The following is a 17,821-nucleotide window of genomic DNA, read 5'->3' as shown; positions in this document are numbered from 1 at the left end:
GCGAAGTCGTGTTAGCCCGCGAGCTTCTGGCGAAGGTCTGCGAGTCGAGCGGAGATGCTGCCGTCGATGACGTCATCGGCGATCTGCACGCGCAGACCTCCGAGAACGGCAGGGTCGATGACGACGTTGAGCGAGACCTTGCCGTCGTAGCGACGCGAGAGCGCGTCGCTCAGACGGGTGCGCTGAGCTTCGTTCAGCTCCGACGCACTGTGGACCGTCGCGACGACCCGACCGTGCTGGCTCGAGACGATGCGCATGGCGCGGTTCAGCAGCTGGCGGATGCGACGCCCGCGCGGCTGGCGCACGAGCGAGGAGACGATCAGCGACGCAGGTGCGCTGATGGAGCCCGAGACCAGGCGCTCCACGAGCTCGCCCTTGGCCGCTCCTCCCCCGAGGCGGCTGCCCAGGGCGAGTTCCAGCTCCGAGTTGGCGGCGATGACGCGAGAGAAGCCGAAGAGCTCCGCCTCGATGTCGGCACCGCTGTCGGCGACCGCCGCCGCTCGGATCGCCAGCTCCTCGATGCCGTCGATGAGCTCATCGGCGTCGGACCAGCGTTCCGTGACGACGGCCTTCAGCACGTCCCGCGTGTTCTGCGAGAACCCGGCGAAGACCGCGGCGACGACGTTCTGCCTGGACTCGGCCGAAGCCGAGGCGTCAGCAAGCGCGCCGCTCAGATGCGACGATTCGCCCACGGCATGCGCCGCGGCGAAGAGCTCCCGCGAGGTGTCGAGGGTCACGCCGGATGCCGCGGCAAGCGCCTGAACGGATGCCGCAAGCGCCTGAGTGGTCGCGCTGCCCATTACTGGGCCGCCTTCTCGGATACTTCGAGGTCGGCGAGGAAGCGATCGACCACAGCCGTCGCACGAGCGTCGTCGGACAGCGTCTCCCCGACCACGCCACCGGCGAGGTCGATGGCGAGCGATCCGACCTCGCTGCGCAGCGAGACGAGAGCGGTCTGACGCTCTGCTTCGATCTGCGTGTGCGCGGTCGCGGTGATGCGGGCAGCCTCGCTGCTCGCAGCGTCCTTGGCCTCGGCGACGATCTTCTTGCCGTCCTCACGGGCGGCCTCACGGATCTCACCGGCTTCGGTGCGAGCCTCGGCCAGCTGACGCGTGTACTCCTCGAGCGCGGCCTCAGCCTGCTTCTGAGCCTCGTCAGCCTTGGCGATGTTCCCCTCGATGGCGGCGGACCGCTCGTCGAGCATCTTCGTCAGCTTGGGAAGGGCGACCTTCCACACGACGACGAGGATGATGATGAACCACAGGCCAGACCAGATGATGTCGTACCACGCGGGGAGAAGCGGGTTGTTGGCCACTTCGCCCTCCGCCGCGAGGTTCGTGACAAGAGCGTTGAGCATCCTGTCTCCTTCAGAAGTCAGTGTGGATTACGGGAAGGGGATGAATCCGACGGCGATGCCGACGAATGCAAGCGCCTCGGTGAAGGCGATACCGATCCACATGAGGACCTGCAGGCGACCGGCGAGCTCGGGCTGACGAGCGACGCCCTCGATGGTCTTGCCCACGACGATACCCACGCCGATGGCCGGGCCGATCGCTGCGAGGCCGTAGCCGACCGAAGCGAGGTGGCCGTTGATTTCAGCGAGAACCGTAGTTGCGTCCACGGGTTTTTCCTTTCGTTGGGTGGGAAGGCTGTTGCCGACCCGCTCAGTGCTCTTCTGCGACCGCGAGCTGGATGTAGACCGCGGTGAGGACGGTGAAGACGTATGCCTGGAGAACCGTGACCAGGATTTCGAACAGGGTGAAGGCGCCGCCGAAGGCGAGGGTGCCGATACCGAGCGCGGCCCATCCTCCACCGGCGGTGAAGAAGAAGAACTGGGTGGCCGCGAAGCACAGCACCAGGATCATGTGGCCGACGACCAGGTTCATCAGGAGTCGGAGGGTCAGGGTGACCGGCCGGATGATGAAGGTCGAGATCAGCTCGATCGGCGTGACGATGATGTACACCGGCCACGGCACGCCCGAGGGGAAGAGTGCGTTCTTGAAGAAGTTCTTCGGGCTCTTCTTGATGCCGGCGTAGATGAAGGTCACGTAGCTGACGAGGGCCAGCGTGAGCGGCACCGCGATGATGGCGGTACCGGGCATGTTCAGGAACGGGATGATTCCGGTGACGTTCATGAACAGGACCATGAAGAAGATGGTCGTCAGGATCGGCAGGAACCGGTCGCCGTCCTTGCGGCCGAGCAGGTCGTGCGCGATGTTGGTGCGGACGAATCCGAGGCCCATCTCGACGAGGCTCTGGCCACGGCCGGGGATGACCTTCATGCGGCGGGTGCCGAGCCAGAGGATCAGCACCACCACGACGACGGAGAGCAGCTGGATCAGGTGGATCCGGTTGACGGGGATGGGACCGACGTGGAAGAGGATCTCCGGGAAGAATTCATCGATCGACGGACCGTGGAACTCGCCATCCGAGGACGCGAGTCGAGGGGTCAGGGTCGCAGCAAGATTAAACAGCGCGGGCTCCAGCTTCGGGGCACCGGTCAGAACCGGGGCGACGATGGTCGGTGTGCTTCACTGCGCAAGCGCTCGCGGGAGAGCGGCGGGCACGTTTCAACACTATCAGAGTCAGATGGTCCGGGAGTCCGTCGAGCCCTCGTCGGCGGGCTTTTCCGGCACAATGTGGTGCCGTCCCGGCGCCCGGTCCTCCGGGACCACGGTCGGCAGCACGACTCCGGGTGCACGGTCCTCCGGCACCTCGGTCGGGAGGGAGATGTCGCTGACGTTCGGCAGGCGCATCTTCGTGAGCACCAGCACGTCGATCACGAGCGACATGATCACGCCGGCGACGATCGACAGGAAGAACACCATCGGGTGGATCCAGGGCTGGCCGCTCAGCACGATCATGATGACGAGGAACAGGCCGAGCTTGAGCAGCCAGCCGCCCATGACGATCGCGAAGAAGAGCTGCACGTACAGGGGCTGGCCGAACCAGCGGTTCGCGATCAGGATGCTGGCACCGGTGATCGCGAGGAAGAGCATCGCGAGCACGACGCCCAGCAGACCGCTGATCAGGCCCTCGGTCTGTCCGACGATGAAGCCGACCACGCCTGCGACGATCGCGAGGATCACGGTCGCGACGCCGGACAGGATCAGGGTGCGGCGCAGGATCGGATTGCTGGACACGGGATTCGGGCTCATCAGGACTCCAGGGGTGTCGGGTCGGGCTCGGGTGCCGTCGCCGGCTTCTTGCGACGTGTGGGCAGGAGGGTGATCAGCAGGCAGGCGACGATGCCCACGAGGCCGAAGGCGACGCCGGGGAGGTACTGGCCCGGCCAGTCCTCTCTCGCGCCGACGTACATGAGCAGCACGGCGAGCGAGATCACTGCAGTCCATGCGTAGAAGATGAGCACGGCGTCGCGGTCGCGGTGGCCGAGGTCGAGCATGCGGTGGTGCAGATGCTTGCGGTCAGGCGAGAACGGCGATCGGCCGGCGCTCATACGGCGCAGCACCGCCAGCCCGAAGTCGAGCAGCGGCAGCAGCACGACCAGCAGCGGCAGCAGGATCGGGATGAAGGCACCGAGGAGCTGCGAGCGTCCGAGCTGCTCCGGGTCGAGCGCGGAGGGCTCGAGCTGTCCGGTCACGGCGATCGCCGACGTCGCCATCAGCAGACCGATCAGCAGGGCGCCGGAGTCGCCCATGAACAGCTTCGCCGGGCTCCAGTTCAGCGGCAGGAATCCGATGCACGCACCGATGAGCACTGCAGCGAGGAACGTCGAGAGGTTGAAGTAGCTGGAGGCGCCGGAGTCGCGGGTGAGGATGTACGAGTAGGCGAAGAACACGCCGTTCGCGATCAGGCACACGCCGGCGACGAGTCCGTCGAGTCCGTCGATGAAGTTCACCGCGTTCATGACGATCACGATCGCGAACATCGTGATCGTGATGCTGAGCCAGCTCGAGAAGACGATGAGGTCGCCGAAGGGCAGCGAGAGGATCTGCAGCCCGCCGCCGACGGTGATGATGCCGGCCGCGAGGAACTGCGCGCCCAGCTTGATCATCCAGTCGAGGTCCCAGAGGTCGTCGACGACGCCGATCACCGCGATCAGGAATGACGCGGCGAGAATCGACCACATGGTCTGCGGCGGCATCCAGATGGTCTGGAAGAACGGGTTCGTCGCCGAGATGCCGAAGGCGATCGCGATGCCGAAGAAGATCGCGACGCCACCCAGCCGAGGGGTGGGAGTGGTGTGCACATCCCGCTCCCGGATGCCGGGATAGAGCTTGTAGCGGAGGCTCAGCTTCCAGACCGCCCAGGTCAGTGCGAAGGTGATCGCGGCGGTGAGGATGATCGTGAAGAGATACTGCTTCACGAATTCCCGTCCTGCTGCGCCTCCTGCGTCGGCTCCGTCGCCTGACCGGACTGCGCTTCCTCGTGCTGCTGGTCGCTCTCGTTCTCGTGGCCGTGCTCGTGCTCGGTCTCGTCTGCCGGCTTCGCCTCGGGCTCGAGCAGATCGCCGAGCACCTCCTCGAGCTGCACGCGGGTCACGACACCATGGCGGAGGATGCGCACGACACCGCCCTCCGGGTCGTCGCCCATGCGGCGGACCAGGGAGGTCGCATCGATGATGGTCGAGGCGATGCCGTCCTTGCTCATGCCGTCTGCGAGATAGACCGCGACGCTCTCGCCGAGCATCTGCTCCGCATCGTGCGCCGAGATCGCGGCATCCTTGCCGGTGAGGTTCGCACTCGACACCGCGAGCGGGCCGGTCTCTGCCAGCAGTTCCAGCGCGACACGACCCTCCGGCATCCGCACCGCGACCGTGCCGAGGGTCTCCCCCAGGTCCCAGACCAACGACGGCTGTGCCGGGAGGACGATCGTGAGCCCACCGGGCCAGAACGCGTCGACGAGCCGCTGCACGGCCTCCGGCACGGACTCGGCCAGCGCGTAGAGCGTGTCCTTCGAACCGATCAGGACGGGCGGCGGCTGATTGCGGCCGCGGCCCTTGGCATCGAGCAGCTTCTGCACCGCTGCGGGCGAGAATGCATCTGCGGCGACGCCGTAGACGGTGTCGGTGGGCATGACGATGAGGTCGCCGCGGCCGATCGCCTGGCGTGCGTGCCGCATTCCGGCGAGGAGCTGTGCCTCGTCGTGGCAGTCGAAGATGGAGGACATGACGGTTCGATTCTATGCGTCGTCGGCGTGGCGGATGCTCGGAGCCGGATGATCAGGGGCGCAGCGCCGTCGTGGCACGGTCGCGGAGGGTGAGATCGCGGTGGGTGGCGGCTGCTCGCCAGCCGTCGCCGGTGAGGATGTCGCGGATCGACTCCCCCTGCAGCTCGCCGTGCTCGATCACCAGCAGACCGCCCGGTCGGAGCAGCTGCAGCGCCCTGGTGCTCAGCACCCGAACGATGTCGAGCCCGTCCGCGCCGCCGTACAGCGCCATCGCGGGATCGAACAGGCGGACCTCCGGGTCGCGCGGGATCGCGGCATCCGGCACGTAGGGCGGATTCGAGATCACGACAGCAGCCGTGCCGTCGAGCTCGGGGAACGCGGTCGCGAGATCCGACAGCACGAGCGTGAGGTTCTCGACACCGGCCGTGTTCCGACTGGCCCAGACGTGGGCATCCGGCGAGAGCTCGGCAGCGTGGATGCGCGCGTGCGGCACCTCTGTCGCCATCGCGAGCGCGATCGCCCCGCTGCCGGTGCCGAGGTCGATGCCGATCGGCGCCTCCTCCGGCGAGTTCAGCAGCGCATCGATCGCGTACTGCACGACCGTCTCGGTCTCCGGGCGAGGCACGAACACCCCGGGGCCGACCGCCAGCTCCAGGTGTCGGAAGGGTGCGGTGCCGGTGATGTGCTGGAGCGGCTCGCGCGCTGCGCGCCGGACCACCACCTCATCGAGTCGCGCTGCGGCGGCATCGTCGACCGAGTCACCGCGGATCAGTGCCGCCTGCACCTCACCTCGACGCAGCCCCAGGACGTGGCCGGCGAGGAGCTCGGCGTCTACAAGGGGATCCGGTACGCCGGCATCGGCCAGTCGCTGCGCTGCGGCGCGCACGATGGACGCGAGGGAGTTGTCAGGCATGCGTTCCAGCGTAGAGCGCCGAGGGGTGTCACAATGCCGCCCCACCAGGAGACCTCCCATAGGCTGAGGCTGCAGCTACCCGCAGAGGAAAGGCGTCTCCATGTCCGGCATCCACTCCGACATCACGACCGCGTTCGGCAACACCCCGCTGGTCCGCCTGAACACGGTGACCGAAGGACTGGGCGCCACCGTCCTCGCGAAGCTCGAGTACTACAACCCGGCGTCGAGCGTGAAGGACCGCATCGGCATCGCGATGATCAACGCGGCCGAGGCCTCCGGCGAGCTGCAGCCGGGCGGCACCATCGTGGAGTCGACGAGCGGCAACACGGGAATCGCCCTCGCGATGGTCGGCGCTGCGCGCGGCTACAAGGTCATCCTCACGATGCCTGCGTCGATGTCGAAGGAGCGCCGTCTGCTCCTCAAGGCGTTCGGCGCCGAGATCGTCCTCACCGACCCGACCAAGGGCATGAGCGGCGCGATCGAGGTCACGAAGCAGATCGTCGAGGACACCCCAGGGGCCATCTGGATCCGCCAGTTCGAGAACGCGGCCAACCCGCAGATCCACCGCGAGACGACCGCGCAGGAGATCCTGCGCGACACCGACGGCGCGGTCGACATCTTCATCGCAGGGGTCGGCACCGGCGGCACGATCACCGGAACGGGACAGGCCCTCAAGGCGGTCAAGCCCGACGTGCAGGTCATCGCCGTCGAGCCGAAGGACTCCCCCGTGCTCAGCGAGGGTCACCCCGGCCCTCACAAGATCCAGGGCATCGGTCCGAACTTCGTGCCGGCGATCCTCGACCGTGACGTGATCGACGAGGTCATCACCGCCGAGTTCGAGGAGTCGATCCGGGTGGCACGCCGACTGATGGCCGAGGAGGGTCTGCTCGTGGGCATGTCCTGCGGCGCCGCAGTGTCGGCGGCCCTCACGGTCGCAGCGCGGCCCGAGAATGCGGGCAAGACGATCGTCGTGATCCTGCCTGACACCGGTGAGCGCTATCTCTCGACCGCGCTGTTCGAGGACCTGCGCGAAGACTGACGGGGCGTACCAGGATGATCGGTCGAATGCGCGAGGACATTGCTGCAGCGCGACTCCGTGACCCGGCGGCACGCAGCGGCATCGAAGTCGCGCTCCTGTACCCGGGGCTGCACGCCATCTGGGCGCACCGGGTGTCGCACGCGCTGTGGCAACGGCGGCTGCGGCTGCTCGCGCGGGCGGGCTCGCAGATCTCCCGATGGCTGACGGGCGTGGAGATCCATCCGGGAGCGCAGATCGGCCGACGCTTCTTCATCGATCACGGCATGGGCGTCGTGATCGGCGAGACCGCCGAGATCGGCGACGACGTGATGCTCTACCACGGCGTGACGCTCGGCGGCCGCACTCGCGAATCGGGAAAGCGGCACCCCACCCTGCGCGACGGCGTCGCAGTGGGTGCCGGCGCGAAGATCCTCGGCCCCATCACGATCGGCGCCGGTTCCGTGGTCGGCGCGAACGCAGTGGTCACCCGCGATGCACCGGACGACAGCATCCTCATCGGGATTCCCGCGAAGCCCCGTCACCGCGTCGTCGGCGAGGACACGCGCGCACTGCTCACGGCACCCGACTACTCGATCTGAGCGCTGTCGAGACCTCCGCTCCGGTTCAGCGCGAGCGCTTCTCCTCGACCTTCCTCTTCAGGAAGATCATCGGCAGCAGCACGCTGCCGATCGCGGTGATCAGCCAGACGATGACGGATCCGAGCAGCCACCCGGTGAGATCGACGATGCGCAGGCCGCCGATGGGCAGCAGCACGACGATCACGAGCGCCACCAGGGTCGAGAAGATGCCGATGCCGCCCATCAGGACGGGCGCATAGCGATCGGCGAGCTTGCTGATCCACGGCGCGAGCACGCTCTGCAGGATCGCGAAGATCAGGATGCAGATGACGAAGCCCCACCACTTGTCCCACTGGATCTGGAACCCGTCGAGCAGCGCGTCGGCGACGATGAGACCGAGTCCGGCCGACACGAGGTACATCAGACCGCGGAACAGGAGTGTGATCACGCGCCGAGCCTAGCGGACCCGGTGGACGGCGGTCAGGAGTCGGAGCCCACCGCAGCGAGTCGCGCCTCTTCATCAGCCGCGATCGCAGATTCGATGATCGGCTCGAGCGCGCCGTCCATGACCTGATCGAGGTTGTACGCCTTGAACCCGGTACGGTGATCCGCGATGCGGTTCTCCGGGAAGTTGTAGGTGCGGATCCGCTCTGAACGATCCATGCCGCGGATCTGCGACTTGCGGGCGTCGGATGCCGCGGCGTCGATCTCCTCCTGCTGCTTGGCGAGGATCCTGGCACGCAGCACGCGCATGCCGGCCTCACGGTTCTGCAGCTGCGACTTCTCGTTCTGCATCGACACGACGATGCCGGTGGGCAGGTGCGTGATCCGCACCGCGGAGTCGGTGGTGTTCACCGACTGGCCTCCGGGGCCGGAGGAGCGGAAGACGTCGATCTTGAGATCGTTCTGACTGATCGCGATCTCATCCGGCTCGTCGACCTCCGGGAACACCAGCACACCGGTGGTCGAGGTGTGGATGCGTCCCTGCGACTCGGTCGCCGGCACCCGCTGCACGCGGTGCACGCCGCCCTCGTACTTGAGGTGCGCCCAGACGCCCTGCGCGGGGTCGGTCGACGACCCCTTGATCGCGAGCTGCACGTCCTTGTACCCGCCGAGGTCGGACTCGTTGCGCTCGAGGAGCTCGGTCTTCCAGCCCTTCGACGCGGCGTACTGGATGTACATGCGCAGCAGATCGGCGGCGAACAGCGCGGACTCGGCGCCGCCCTCCCCCGCCTTGATCTCCATGATCACGTCACGTGCGTCATCCGGGTCGCGCGGGATCAGGAGGCGCCGCAGCTTCTCCTGCGCCGCCTGCAGACCCTCCTCGAGCTCAGGGACCTCGGCGGCGAACGCCTCGTCCTCGCGCGCGAATTCACGCGCCGCATCGAGATCGTCGGATGCCGCCACCCACGCATCGTAGGCGGCGACGATCCGCGAGAGCTCGGCGTAGCGACGGTTGACGCGCTTCGCCCTGGCAGCGTCGGCGTGCACCGCCGGGTCGGAGAGTTCCTCCTGCACCCGGCGATGCTCGTCGATCAGCGCCTGAACGGACTCGAACACATCGACCCCGGTCAGCGGATGTTGTTGTCGTGCCCGTGTGCGCCTGACGGCAGCGTGGGGATCGACTTCTGCATCTGCACGAGGAACTCGACGTTGGAGTTGGTCTCGCGGAGCTTGCCGAGCACGACCTCGAGGGCCTGCTGCTGGTCGAGGCCGGCGAGGGCGCGACGCAGCTTCCAGGTGATCTTGACCTCGTCGGTCGACAGCAGCATCTCTTCGCGACGGGTGCTCGACGCGTTGACGTCGACGGCCGGGAAGATGCGCTTGTCGGCGAGCGAGCGCGAGAGGCGCAGCTCGCTGTTGCCGGTGCCCTTGAACTCCTCGAAGATGACCTCGTCCATCTTGGAGCCGGTCTCGACGAGCGCGGTCGCGAGGATCGTGAGCGATCCTCCGTTCTCGATGTTGCGCGCAGCGCCGAAGAAGCGCTTGGGCGGGTACAGCGCCGAGGCGTCGACGCCACCGCTGAGCACACGACCGGATGCCGGGGCCGCGAGGTTGTACGCGCGGCCGAGGCGGGTGATCGAGTCGAGCAGCACGACGACGTCGCGGCCGAGCTCGACGAGGCGCTTGGCGCGCTCGATCGCGAGCTCGGCGACCGTGGTGTGGTCCTCGGCTGGACGATCGAAGGTCGAGGCGATGACCTCGCCCTTCACGGTGCGCTCCATGTCGGTGACCTCTTCGGGGCGCTCGTCGACGAGCACGACCATGAGGTGGACCTCGGGGTTGTTCTGCGCGATCGCGTTGGCGATCTGCTGCAGCACGATCGTCTTGCCGGCCTTGGGCGGAGCGACGATCAGGCCGCGCTGTCCCTTGCCGATCGGAGCGACGAGGTCGATGATGCGCTGCGTGAGCTTCTCGGGCGCGGTCTCCAGACGCAGACGCTCCTGCGGGTAGAGCGGGGTGAGCTTGCCGAACTCGACGCGAGTCGCTGCGTCGTCGATCGAGAGGCCGTTGATCGAGTCGACCTTGACCAGCGCGTTGTACTTCTGGCGACCCTGCTGCTCGTTCTCACGAGGCTGCTTGATCGAGCCGACGATCGCGTCGCCCTTGCGCAGGTTGTACTTCTTCACCTGGCCGAGCGAGACGTAGACGTCGCTGGGGCCGGCGAGGTAACCGGTGGTGCGCACGAAGGCGTAGTTGTCGAGCACGTCGAGGATGCCGGCGATCGGGATCAGGACGTCGTCCTCGCCGATCTCGGTGTCGAACTCATCGGTCGGCGCACCGCTGCGGCGCTTGTTGCGCTGGCGGTTGCGGCCGTTGCCGCCCTGCTCGTCATCGGCTGCAGGCTGCTGCTGCTCCTGCGCCGCGCCGTTCTGACCGCGACCGCGGTTGCGGCTGCGGTTCCGGCTGCGGTTGCGGCCGCCCTGCTCGTCTCCGTCGCCGGAGTCGGCGTCGTTCGAGGACTGCGAGGACTCTGCGGGAGTCTCGGAGTTCTGCGCGGCGGGAGCCTCGGCGTCAGCCGCGGGCTTCTGCGCACCGCGACGGCCACGACCGGAGGTCTTGGGAGCAGCGGCGGTCGTCTCAGCGGCATCGCCGGCAGACGCCGAGTCGTTCTTGGCGGCGACGCCCGTGGCGTCTTCGCTCTTTGCGGCATCGTTCTTCGCGGCGTCGTTCTTGGCGGCGTCGTTCTTCGCGGCGTCGTTCTTGGCCGAGTCGTTCTTGGCCGAGTCGTCCTTCGCGGGAGCGGCGGGTGCCTCCGCGGCAGACGCGTCAGCTGCGGGAGCCTCGGCATCGGCCTTCTTGGCGCGGCTGCGACGCGGCGCCTTCGCCTTGGGCGCGGCCTCTGCGGTCTCGCCGTCGTTGCTCGGGGCTGCGGCGGGCGCGGCATCCGTCTTGGATTCTGCAGCGGCCTTCTCGGCCTTCGCGGCTGCGGTCGCGCTGGTCGCACGACGTGGTGCACGCTTGCGCGCCGGTGCGGCCTCGGTGGTCGCTTCGGCACTCACGGCCGGAGCTGCGGCAGCCGGAGCCGCCTGGTCGTTCTGGGTCTCGGAGAAATTCTCCACGAGCACTCCCTCTATGTCATGGGAAATGAGCGGTGTACGCGCACAACGGGTGCTGCGCGCGATCGCACGGGCTGACGCTCGGCGTCAGCCGGCCTTGGGCACGTATGCCGTGGGGGTTTGCGTGCGGGTCTTGCAGAGTTGCAATGGGGCCAGATTCACGAAGCTACGTGGAAGCCCTCCGCTCGATCCCCCACTGTACCACCACGCACGTCGACAGCGAGCAGGAGCGCGTCCCACGGGGTGTCGGTCACACGGTTCGCGAGTTCGACCGCATCCTGACGGCTGCCGGGACCATCTGCGAGCACCAGCACGCTCGGACCGGCACCGGAGACGACCGCGGCGAACCCGGCTGCGCGCAGCGCCTGCACGAGACGCTGCGTCTCAGGCATGGCACCTGCGCGATAGTCCTGATGCAGGCGATCGGCGGTGGCGTCGAGCAGCAGCTCGGGGCTCTGCATCATCGCGGCGATGAGCAGCGCGGACCGGGAGACGTTGAAGATCGCGTCGGCGGTCGAGACCTGCGGCGGCTGCAGGGATCGTGCCTGCGAGGTCGACATCGTGTAGGAGGGGACGAGCACGAGCGGCGAGACGCCGCGGTGCACCAGCAGCTTCTTGTGCTGCGGTCCGCGCTCCCCCACCCAGGCGATCGTGAGGCCGCCGAACAGGGCGGGCGCCACGTTGTCCGGGTGCCCTTCGAGCTCGGTGGCGAGGCGCAGGAGATCTTCGTCGCTGATCTCGACGTCGCCGGCCAGCAGCCCCTTCGCCGCGAGCACGCCGGCGGTCACCGCGGCACCGGAGGACCCGAGGCCGCGTCCGTGGGGCACCCCGTTCTCGGCGACGATGCGAAGGCCGGGCATCGGGCGTCCTGCGTCGGCGAACACATGGGCGATCGAGCGCACGATGAGGTTGGAGGCATCCGTCGGAATCTCCGCAGCGCCGGTTCCGCTGACACGGATCTCGAGCTCCCCTGCCGGGAGCTCGGTCACCTCGAGCGAGTCGTAGATGCTCAGCGCGAGGCCGAGCGTGTCGAACCCGGGACCGAGGTTCGCGCTGGTGGCGGGGACCCTGACGTCGACCGTGCGGCCGAGCGCCACCGTCACTCGCCTTCCACGCGCAGCACGGAGACCACGCGCTCGACGACGGAGCTGTCAGCCAGCGCGTCGACGGTGGCGCTGAGCGCGCTCTCGGTCGCGCGGTGGGTGCCGATGATGAGTCGAGCGGTCGGCTCGGCCTCTCCCTCGACGGTCTGCACGACGGTCGCCACGGAGACGCCGCCGTCGCTCAGCGTGCCGGCGACCGTGGCGAGCACGCCGGGCGCATCCGCGACCTCGAGCGTGATCTGGTAGCGCGTCGTGACGTGTCCGATCGGCACCACCGGGAGGTTCGCCCTGGTGGACTCGCCGACGCCGACGCCGCCGGCGATGTGCCGTCTGGCCGCAGAGACGACGTCACCGAGGACAGCGGATGCCGTCTGCACGCCACCGGCCCCCGCACCGTAGAACATCAGCGAGCCGGCAGCCTCCGCCTCGACGAACACCGCGTTGTTCGCGCCGTGGACGGCGGCGAGCGGGTGCGTCTTGGGCACCAGCGCCGGGTACACGCGCACCGAGATCGACTCGTCGCCGTTCGCCTCCAGGCGCTCGCACACCGCGAGCAGCTTGATCACGAAGCCGGCAGCGCGGGCCTCCTCGATCATGGATGCCGTGATCGAGGTGATGCCCTCGCGGTACACGGCGTCCAGCGGCACAGCGGTGTGGAAGGCCAGGCTCGCGAGGATCGCGGCCTTCTGCGCCGCGTCGTAGCCCTCGACGTCTGCCGTCGGGTCGGCCTCGGCGTAGCCGAGGCGCTGTGCGTCGGCGAGTACGTCGGCGAAGTCGGCGCCCTCGGTGTCCATGCGGTCGAGGATGTAGTTGGTCGTGCCGTTCACGATGCCCATGATGCGCACCACGCGGTCGCCGGCGAGCGAGTCGCGCAGGGGGCGGATGATCGGGATCGCACCGGCGGCCGCGGCCTCGTAGTAGACGGATGCGCCGACGCGATCGGCCGCCTCGAAGAGCTCGGGGCCGTGCGTGGCCAGCAGCGCCTTGTTGGCAGTGACGACGTCGGCGCCGGAGCCGATCGCCTGCAGGATGTTCGTGCGGGCCGGCTCGATGCCGCCGATGAGCTCGATCACGATGTCGGCGCCGAGGATCAGCGACTCGGCATCGGTGGTGAACAGCTCCTTCGGGAGGTCGACGTCACGCGGTGCGTCGAGGTTGCGCACGGCGATGCCCGCCAGTTCGAGCGATGCGCCGGCGCGGTCAGCCAGCTCGTCTCCGTGGCGCAGCAGCAGCGCCGCCACCTGGGAGCCGACCGCTCCGGCACCGAGCAGTGCCACGCGAAGTCGTCGGTACTCTGTCATCTTGCTCCTTCAGGGGTGGACGGACGGGATCCGTCGGAGTCGTTCGCCGCGTCGATGCCCGCATCCCGCGACAGCAGGTCGGCGATGGTCTCGCCGCGGACGATCACGCGCGATTCGCCGCCGCGTACGGCGACGACGGGCGGACGTGGAACGTGGTTGTAGTTGCTCGAGAGCGACACGCAGTACGCGCCGGTCGCCGGAACCGCGAGCAGGTCGCCCGGCACGAGATCCGCGGGCAGGTACTCATGGTCGACGACGATGTCGCCGGATTCGCAGTGCTTGCCGACGACCCGGCTCAGCTGCGGTGCGCCCGAGCCGACGCGCGAGGCCAGGCGGGCGGAGAACTGTGCGCCGTACAGCGCGGGGCGCGCGTTGTCGCTCATGCCGCCGTCGACGCTCACGTAGCGGCGGACCGCTCCGGATTCGATCGTGACGTCCTTCGTCGTGCCGACCTCGTACAGCGTCACACCCGCGGTGCCGACGATCGCTCTGCCGGGTTCGAAGGACAGCGCCGGGATGGCGATGCCGCGTGCAGCGCATCCCTCGGCGACGGATGCCACGATCTCGGCCGCGAGCTCGTCGATGGGCGTCGGGTCGTCGATACGGGTGTAGGCGATGCCGAAGCCGCCACCGAGATTCATCTGCGGCACCGGACCGCCGTCGAGCAGCCGCTCGTGCAGTTCGAGCACCCGCGACGCCGACTCCCGGAAACCGGCGACGCCGAAGATCTGCGAGCCGATGTGGCAGTGCAACCCGGCGAAGTCGAGTCCGGACAGTTCGCGGATGCGGGCGACGGCTTTCTCGGCATCCGGCAGCGCGAACCCGAACTTCTGGTCCTCGTGGGCCGTGGCGAGGAAGTCGTGCGTCTCGGCGTGGACACCGCTGATCACGCGCACGAAGACGCGCTGGACGGCGCCCGTTCGGGCGGTGATCGCGGCGAGCCGTTCGATCTCGATTTCGCTGTCGACGATGATCGAGCCGACGCCGACCTCGACGGCCCGCTCGAGCTCTGCCGTCGACTTGTTGTTGCCGTGGAAACCGATGGATGCGGGCGCGACGCCGGCAGCGAGCGCGACCTCGAGCTCTCCGCCGGTGCAGACGTCGACCCGCAGGCCTTCGTCGATCACCCAGCGGGCGACCGTGGCGCTCAGGAACGCCTTGCCCGCGTAGTAGACCTGCGCGGTGGTGCCGTGAGCCGCTGTCGCAGCGTCGAACGCACTGCGGAAGGCACGGGCGCGAGTGCGCACCTCGTCCTCGTCGAGCACCAGCACGGGGGTGCCGTAGGTCTGGGCGAGCGCCTGGGCGCTGATGCCGCCGAGCACGAGTGCGCCATCGCCGTCACGAGTGGCGGAGGCCGGCCAGACGCCGTTCGCCAGATCGTTCACATCGTCGGGGACGACGAGCCATTCCGGGGCGAGCGAGTCGGCAGGGGAAAGCACTGGACACCAATCGTGGGACGGATCTCGGGCGGGGACGCGCACATCGAGGTTGTCCCCGATTCTAGGGCACCGCCTCCGGGCGCCTCGTCACGGTGACTCGCCGCGTCAACCCCCTGCGACGGCTCCATCCGGCCTCGTAGGGTGGGGGCGTGACGAACTCCGAATCGCGACCCCAGCCCGGTCTCATCCCGCGCGTCAGCGGCGCGGCGATCCGTTGGGCCCTCGCCCGCAGGCCTGTCCGCGCAGTACTGCTCTATTCCGAGCGTCGCGGCGCCATGCTCGCCGACAGCATCACGTACCGAGCACTGTTCAGCGTGTTCGCCGGCGTGCTGCTCGGCTTCTCGATCGCGGCACTGTGGCTCGCAGGCAACCCGGATGCCTGGCAGGCGATCATCCGTGCGGTGCAGTCCGTGGTCCCCGGCCTGATCGGTGAAGACGGCGTGATCAAGACGACCGACCTGCAGGCGCCGGCATCCCTGTCCATCGCCGGGATCATCTCGCTGGTCGGTCTCGTCGGCGCAGCGCTCGGTGCGATCGGCTCGCTCCGCACCGCGGTCCGCGTGATCGCCGGCACGACGCACGACGACATCCTGTTCATCTGGGTCATCCTGCGCAACCTGCTCCTCGCGATCGGCATCGCGGTCGCGTTCCTCGCGGCTGCACTGCTCACCTTCGTCGGACAGCTCGGCGTCGCGTGGATCAGCGATCTGCTCGGTCTCCGTGCGGACTCGGCACTCGTCGGCGTCACCGTGCGCGTGCTGTCGCTGCTCGTGGTCTTCGCGCTCAACACCGCGCTGATCATCGGCATCTTCCGGCTGCTCTCCGGCGTCAAGCCGTCGACTCGTTCGCTGTGGTCCGGCGCACTCCTCGGCGGATTCGGGCTCCTCGTGCTGCAGGAGCTGTCGAGTCTCTTCGTCGGCGGTGCGACGAGCAACCCGCTGCTCGCATCGTTCGCATCCCTGCTCGCGCTCCTGATCTGGATGAACTTCTCCAGCCAGGTGATCCTGATCGCCTGCGCGTACATCGTGACGGCGGAGGAGGAGACGAAGGACCGCGTGCACGCTCGATTCGGCGCATCGACCTTCGTCCAGCGTCGGGTGCAGCGCGCCGAGGTCGACATGAAGATCGCGCAGGACGAGTTGCGTGCGGCGCAGCAGGCCGCGAGCGAGGAAGCCAAGGCCTGAGGCTCGACGTCTCCAGAGCGGTACCCCTCGTTGTGACCAGATCGGCTATTCTGGTCACAACGATGGGATGCTCATGGAACCGCGACGGCTGCAGGTGACGCTCGGCTCTGCCACCGTCTCCTATCTGGAATGGACGCCGACCCGAGAGAGCGCACATCCGGTACTCCTGCTCCATGGCGGTGGCACCGACAGCGCGGAGCTCTCCTGGGGCGAGGTCGGCCCCGCACTGGCTGTCGCGGGGCATCGAGTCATCGCGCCGGATCATCCCGGTTTCGGCCGCAGTCCCCGTCCTGTCTGGCGACTGACGCAGCGACGGCTGCTCGACACCGTCGGCGAATTCGTGGAAGCCCTCGGCCTCGCCGACTATACGATCGGCGGCCTCTCGCTCGGCGGCGGCCTCACGATCGGGCACGTGCTGCAGCATCCGCACCGTGTCGGCGGAGCCATGCTGTTCGGGAGCTACGGACTCATGCCGCGACTCTCGGACGGCCCCAGCGGGGCGCTGTCCCATCTCGCGACGTTCGCGCTGCTGCGCACTGGCCTGCTCTCCGCACTGACCCGCGCGTACACGCGCTCTCCGGCCGCGATCGAACGCGGACTGCGCGACATCGTCCGCGATCCGGACGCACGGACTCCCGAACTCGTCGCCGCCGTGGTCGCCGAGACCACGAGAGGCACCGGCCTCGCCGTGTTCGAGGAATGGCAGCGGGAGCAGGTGGGCTGGAACCGCCTCCGCACGGACTACACGCAGAGCCTGTCGTCGATCGAAGTGCCGGTGCTGCTCGTGCAGGGTGATCACGACGGCGGCGTCCCGCTGGCGCGAGTCCGGCGCGCGGCCGAACTCATCCCCGACGCCGAGCTCGTCATCGTCCCGGATGCCGGGCACTGGGTGCAGCGAGACCGCGCCGACATCGTCATCCCCGCCGTGATCGACTTCCTGAGGAGGACCGACAGTGCCACGACCACTCGTCGCGGACCGGCGTGACCGCATCCTGGATGCCACGGAGTCGCTGACCCTGGCCCGGGGGTTCGATGCTGTGACTGTGGCCGACATCGCCACGGCGAGCGGGATCGGAAAGGGTGCCGTCTACCTCGAGTTCGCCGGCAAGCGCGAGATCCTCGACGCGCTGCTGCGGAGGGCGGTGGTCCGAACGGACGCGAGGGTCCGCGAGGAGATCGGCGACGATCCTCGGCTGAGCACTGCCTATCGCGCGACAGCGCGCGCCGTGCTCGCCGACCCTCTGCTGACGGCGGCGTTCCTGGATGACGATGGCGTGCTCGGTCAGCACGCCGATGCCGTCTCGGATGCCCGATACCGCGCTCGCCATCTCGGAGTGATCGACCGGGTGCGCGACCTGCAGCACCGTGGACTGGTCGTCTCGACGATCGAGCCGGAGCATCTCGCACTCGCGCTGTCGAGCGCGACGATCGGGCTGCTGTCGGCCGCCCGGCTCGTCGGTCCGATCGGCACTCGCGAGCTGGAAGGTGCGATCGACGCGATCGGCACCATGGCGGCGGCCTTCGAGACCGACTGACCCAGGGCCGAGCCAGAGCGAGCAAGACCGAGCAAGACCCTGACCGCCGGCCGACTCCGC

At 68.3% G+C, this 17,821-nt stretch carries 19 protein-coding genes; 5 read left to right on the top strand and 14 right to left on the bottom strand.

Going from position 1 to position 17,821, the window contains the following annotated elements:
• Nucleotides 1-11: 11 nt before the first annotated feature.
• The 8 genes from V7Z82_RS01550 to prmC form a co-directional block, all read right to left on the bottom strand.
• Entirely contained in the window at nt 12-800 is a 789-nt protein-coding gene (locus tag V7Z82_RS01550) for a F0F1 ATP synthase subunit delta (RefSeq protein WP_334147281.1), read from the bottom strand.
• Complete coding sequence (locus tag V7Z82_RS01545) at nt 800-1,357, bottom strand: F0F1 ATP synthase subunit B (RefSeq protein WP_334147279.1); 558 nt, start codon at nt 1,355-1,357, stop codon at nt 800-802. Before V7Z82_RS01545 ends, V7Z82_RS01550 begins: the two co-directional genes overlap by 1 nt.
• Before the next feature lie 27 nt (nt 1,358-1,384).
• Nucleotides 1,385-1,621, bottom strand: coding sequence for an ATP synthase F0 subunit C (gene atpE / locus V7Z82_RS01540; protein WP_017203132.1), 237 nt, complete (start codon nt 1,619-1,621; stop codon nt 1,385-1,387).
• A 43-nt stretch (nt 1,622-1,664) separates the two neighbouring features.
• Complete coding sequence (atpB, locus tag V7Z82_RS01535) at nt 1,665-2,384, bottom strand: F0F1 ATP synthase subunit A (RefSeq protein ID WP_436836542.1); 720 nt, start codon at nt 2,382-2,384, stop codon at nt 1,665-1,667.
• 201 nt (nt 2,385-2,585) lie between these two features.
• Nucleotides 2,586-3,158 (bottom strand): hypothetical protein, encoded by a 573-nt coding sequence (locus V7Z82_RS01530; protein ID WP_334147273.1) that lies wholly within the window; start codon nt 3,156-3,158, stop codon nt 2,586-2,588.
• The gene (locus V7Z82_RS01525; protein ID WP_334147271.1) at nt 3,158-4,327 is read right to left on the bottom strand and encodes an MraY family glycosyltransferase; all 1,170 of its coding nucleotides are present in this window, start codon (nt 4,325-4,327) and stop codon (nt 3,158-3,160) included. Before V7Z82_RS01525 ends, V7Z82_RS01530 begins: the two co-directional genes overlap by 1 nt.
• On the bottom strand, nt 4,324-5,130 hold the full coding sequence (locus tag V7Z82_RS01520; RefSeq protein WP_334147269.1) for an L-threonylcarbamoyladenylate synthase: 807 nt from the start codon (nt 5,128-5,130) through the stop codon (nt 4,324-4,326). The genes V7Z82_RS01525 and V7Z82_RS01520 overlap by 4 nt, the downstream gene beginning before the upstream one ends.
• Before the next feature lie 52 nt (nt 5,131-5,182).
• A complete protein-coding gene (prmC, locus tag V7Z82_RS01515; RefSeq protein WP_334147267.1) occupies nt 5,183-6,043 on the bottom strand; it encodes a peptide chain release factor N(5)-glutamine methyltransferase in 861 nt (286 codons plus the stop codon).
• 100 nt (nt 6,044-6,143) lie between these two features.
• On the opposite strand from prmC, the gene cysK reads away from it, so the two are divergent.
• Nucleotides 6,144-7,082: a cysteine synthase A gene (cysK, locus tag V7Z82_RS01510; RefSeq protein ID WP_334147265.1), complete on the top strand. Its 939-nt coding sequence runs from the start codon at nt 6,144-6,146 to the stop codon at nt 7,080-7,082.
• Between the two features lie 14 nt (nt 7,083-7,096).
• On the top strand, nt 7,097-7,660 hold the full coding sequence (gene epsC / locus V7Z82_RS01505; protein ID WP_334147263.1) for a serine O-acetyltransferase EpsC: 564 nt from the start codon (nt 7,097-7,099) through the stop codon (nt 7,658-7,660).
• A gap of 25 nt (nt 7,661-7,685) precedes the next feature.
• Here epsC and V7Z82_RS01500 read toward each other — a convergent pair whose 3' ends face one another.
• The 6 genes from V7Z82_RS01500 to lysA form a co-directional block, all read right to left on the bottom strand.
• Entirely contained in the window at nt 7,686-8,087 is a 402-nt protein-coding gene (locus V7Z82_RS01500; RefSeq protein ID WP_334147261.1) for a hypothetical protein, read from the bottom strand.
• Nucleotides 8,088-8,119: 32 nt separating this feature from the next.
• Nucleotides 8,120-9,199, bottom strand: a complete 1,080-nt coding sequence (prfA, locus tag V7Z82_RS01495; protein WP_334147260.1) for a peptide chain release factor 1 — start codon at nt 9,197-9,199, stop codon at nt 8,120-8,122.
• Nucleotides 9,200-9,210: 11 nt separating this feature from the next.
• Complete coding sequence (rho, locus tag V7Z82_RS01490) at nt 9,211-11,202, bottom strand: transcription termination factor Rho (protein ID WP_334147258.1); 1,992 nt, start codon at nt 11,200-11,202, stop codon at nt 9,211-9,213.
• Between the two features lie 155 nt (nt 11,203-11,357).
• Nucleotides 11,358-12,302, bottom strand: coding sequence for a homoserine kinase (gene thrB / locus V7Z82_RS01485; RefSeq protein WP_334147256.1), 945 nt, complete (start codon nt 12,300-12,302; stop codon nt 11,358-11,360).
• Nucleotides 12,299-13,603 (bottom strand): homoserine dehydrogenase, encoded by a 1,305-nt coding sequence (locus V7Z82_RS01480; RefSeq protein ID WP_334147254.1) that lies wholly within the window; start codon nt 13,601-13,603, stop codon nt 12,299-12,301. The genes thrB and V7Z82_RS01480 overlap by 4 nt, the downstream gene beginning before the upstream one ends.
• Nucleotides 13,600-15,042, bottom strand: coding sequence for a diaminopimelate decarboxylase (gene lysA, locus V7Z82_RS01475; RefSeq protein WP_334147252.1), 1,443 nt, complete (start codon nt 15,040-15,042; stop codon nt 13,600-13,602). Before lysA ends, V7Z82_RS01480 begins: the two co-directional genes overlap by 4 nt.
• Nucleotides 15,043-15,191: 149 nt before the next feature.
• Between lysA and V7Z82_RS01470 the strand changes: the two genes are divergently transcribed.
• From V7Z82_RS01470 to V7Z82_RS01460, 3 genes are all read left to right on the top strand, one after another.
• Nucleotides 15,192-16,226 (top strand): YihY/virulence factor BrkB family protein, encoded by a 1,035-nt coding sequence (locus V7Z82_RS01470; RefSeq protein ID WP_334147250.1) that lies wholly within the window; start codon nt 15,192-15,194, stop codon nt 16,224-16,226.
• 73 nt (nt 16,227-16,299) lie between these two features.
• Complete coding sequence (locus V7Z82_RS01465; protein WP_334147248.1) at nt 16,300-17,211, top strand: alpha/beta fold hydrolase; 912 nt, start codon at nt 16,300-16,302, stop codon at nt 17,209-17,211.
• The gene (locus V7Z82_RS01460; protein ID WP_334147246.1) at nt 17,180-17,761 is read left to right on the top strand and encodes a TetR/AcrR family transcriptional regulator; all 582 of its coding nucleotides are present in this window, start codon (nt 17,180-17,182) and stop codon (nt 17,759-17,761) included. The genes V7Z82_RS01465 and V7Z82_RS01460 overlap by 32 nt, the downstream gene beginning before the upstream one ends.
• The last annotated feature ends 60 nt before the right edge of the window (nt 17,762-17,821 follow it).

The organism is Microbacterium sp. (genome assembly GCF_036823965.1).
GTDB lineage: Bacteria > Actinomycetota > Actinomycetes > Actinomycetales > Microbacteriaceae > Microbacterium.
This window is presented reverse-complemented; position numbering and strand designations above follow the sequence as displayed.

Excerpts from the sequence above, each read along its gene's own strand:
- V7Z82_RS01520 (WP_334147269.1), bottom strand. The coding sequence starts at position 5,130 with ATGTCCTCCATCTTCGACTGCCACGACGAGGCACAGCTCCTCGCCGGA.
- V7Z82_RS01545 (WP_334147279.1), bottom strand. The coding sequence starts at position 1,357 with ATGCTCAACGCTCTTGTCACGAACCTCGCGGCGGAGGGCGAAGTGGCC.
- V7Z82_RS01530 (WP_334147273.1), bottom strand. The coding sequence starts at position 3,158 with ATGAGCCCGAATCCCGTGTCCAGCAATCCGATCCTGCGCCGCACCCTG.
- V7Z82_RS01480 (WP_334147254.1), bottom strand. The coding sequence starts at position 13,603 with ATGACAGAGTACCGACGACTTCGCGTGGCACTGCTCGGTGCCGGAGCG.
- prmC (WP_334147267.1), bottom strand. The coding sequence starts at position 6,043 with ATGCCTGACAACTCCCTCGCGTCCATCGTGCGCGCCGCAGCGCAGCGA.
- cysK (WP_334147265.1), top strand. The coding sequence starts at position 6,144 with ATGTCCGGCATCCACTCCGACATCACGACCGCGTTCGGCAACACCCCG.
- V7Z82_RS01465 (WP_334147248.1), top strand. The coding sequence starts at position 16,300 with ATGGAACCGCGACGGCTGCAGGTGACGCTCGGCTCTGCCACCGTCTCC.
- epsC (WP_334147263.1), top strand. The coding sequence starts at position 7,097 with ATGATCGGTCGAATGCGCGAGGACATTGCTGCAGCGCGACTCCGTGAC.
- V7Z82_RS01550 (WP_334147281.1), bottom strand. The coding sequence starts at position 800 with ATGGGCAGCGCGACCACTCAGGCGCTTGCGGCATCCGTTCAGGCGCTT.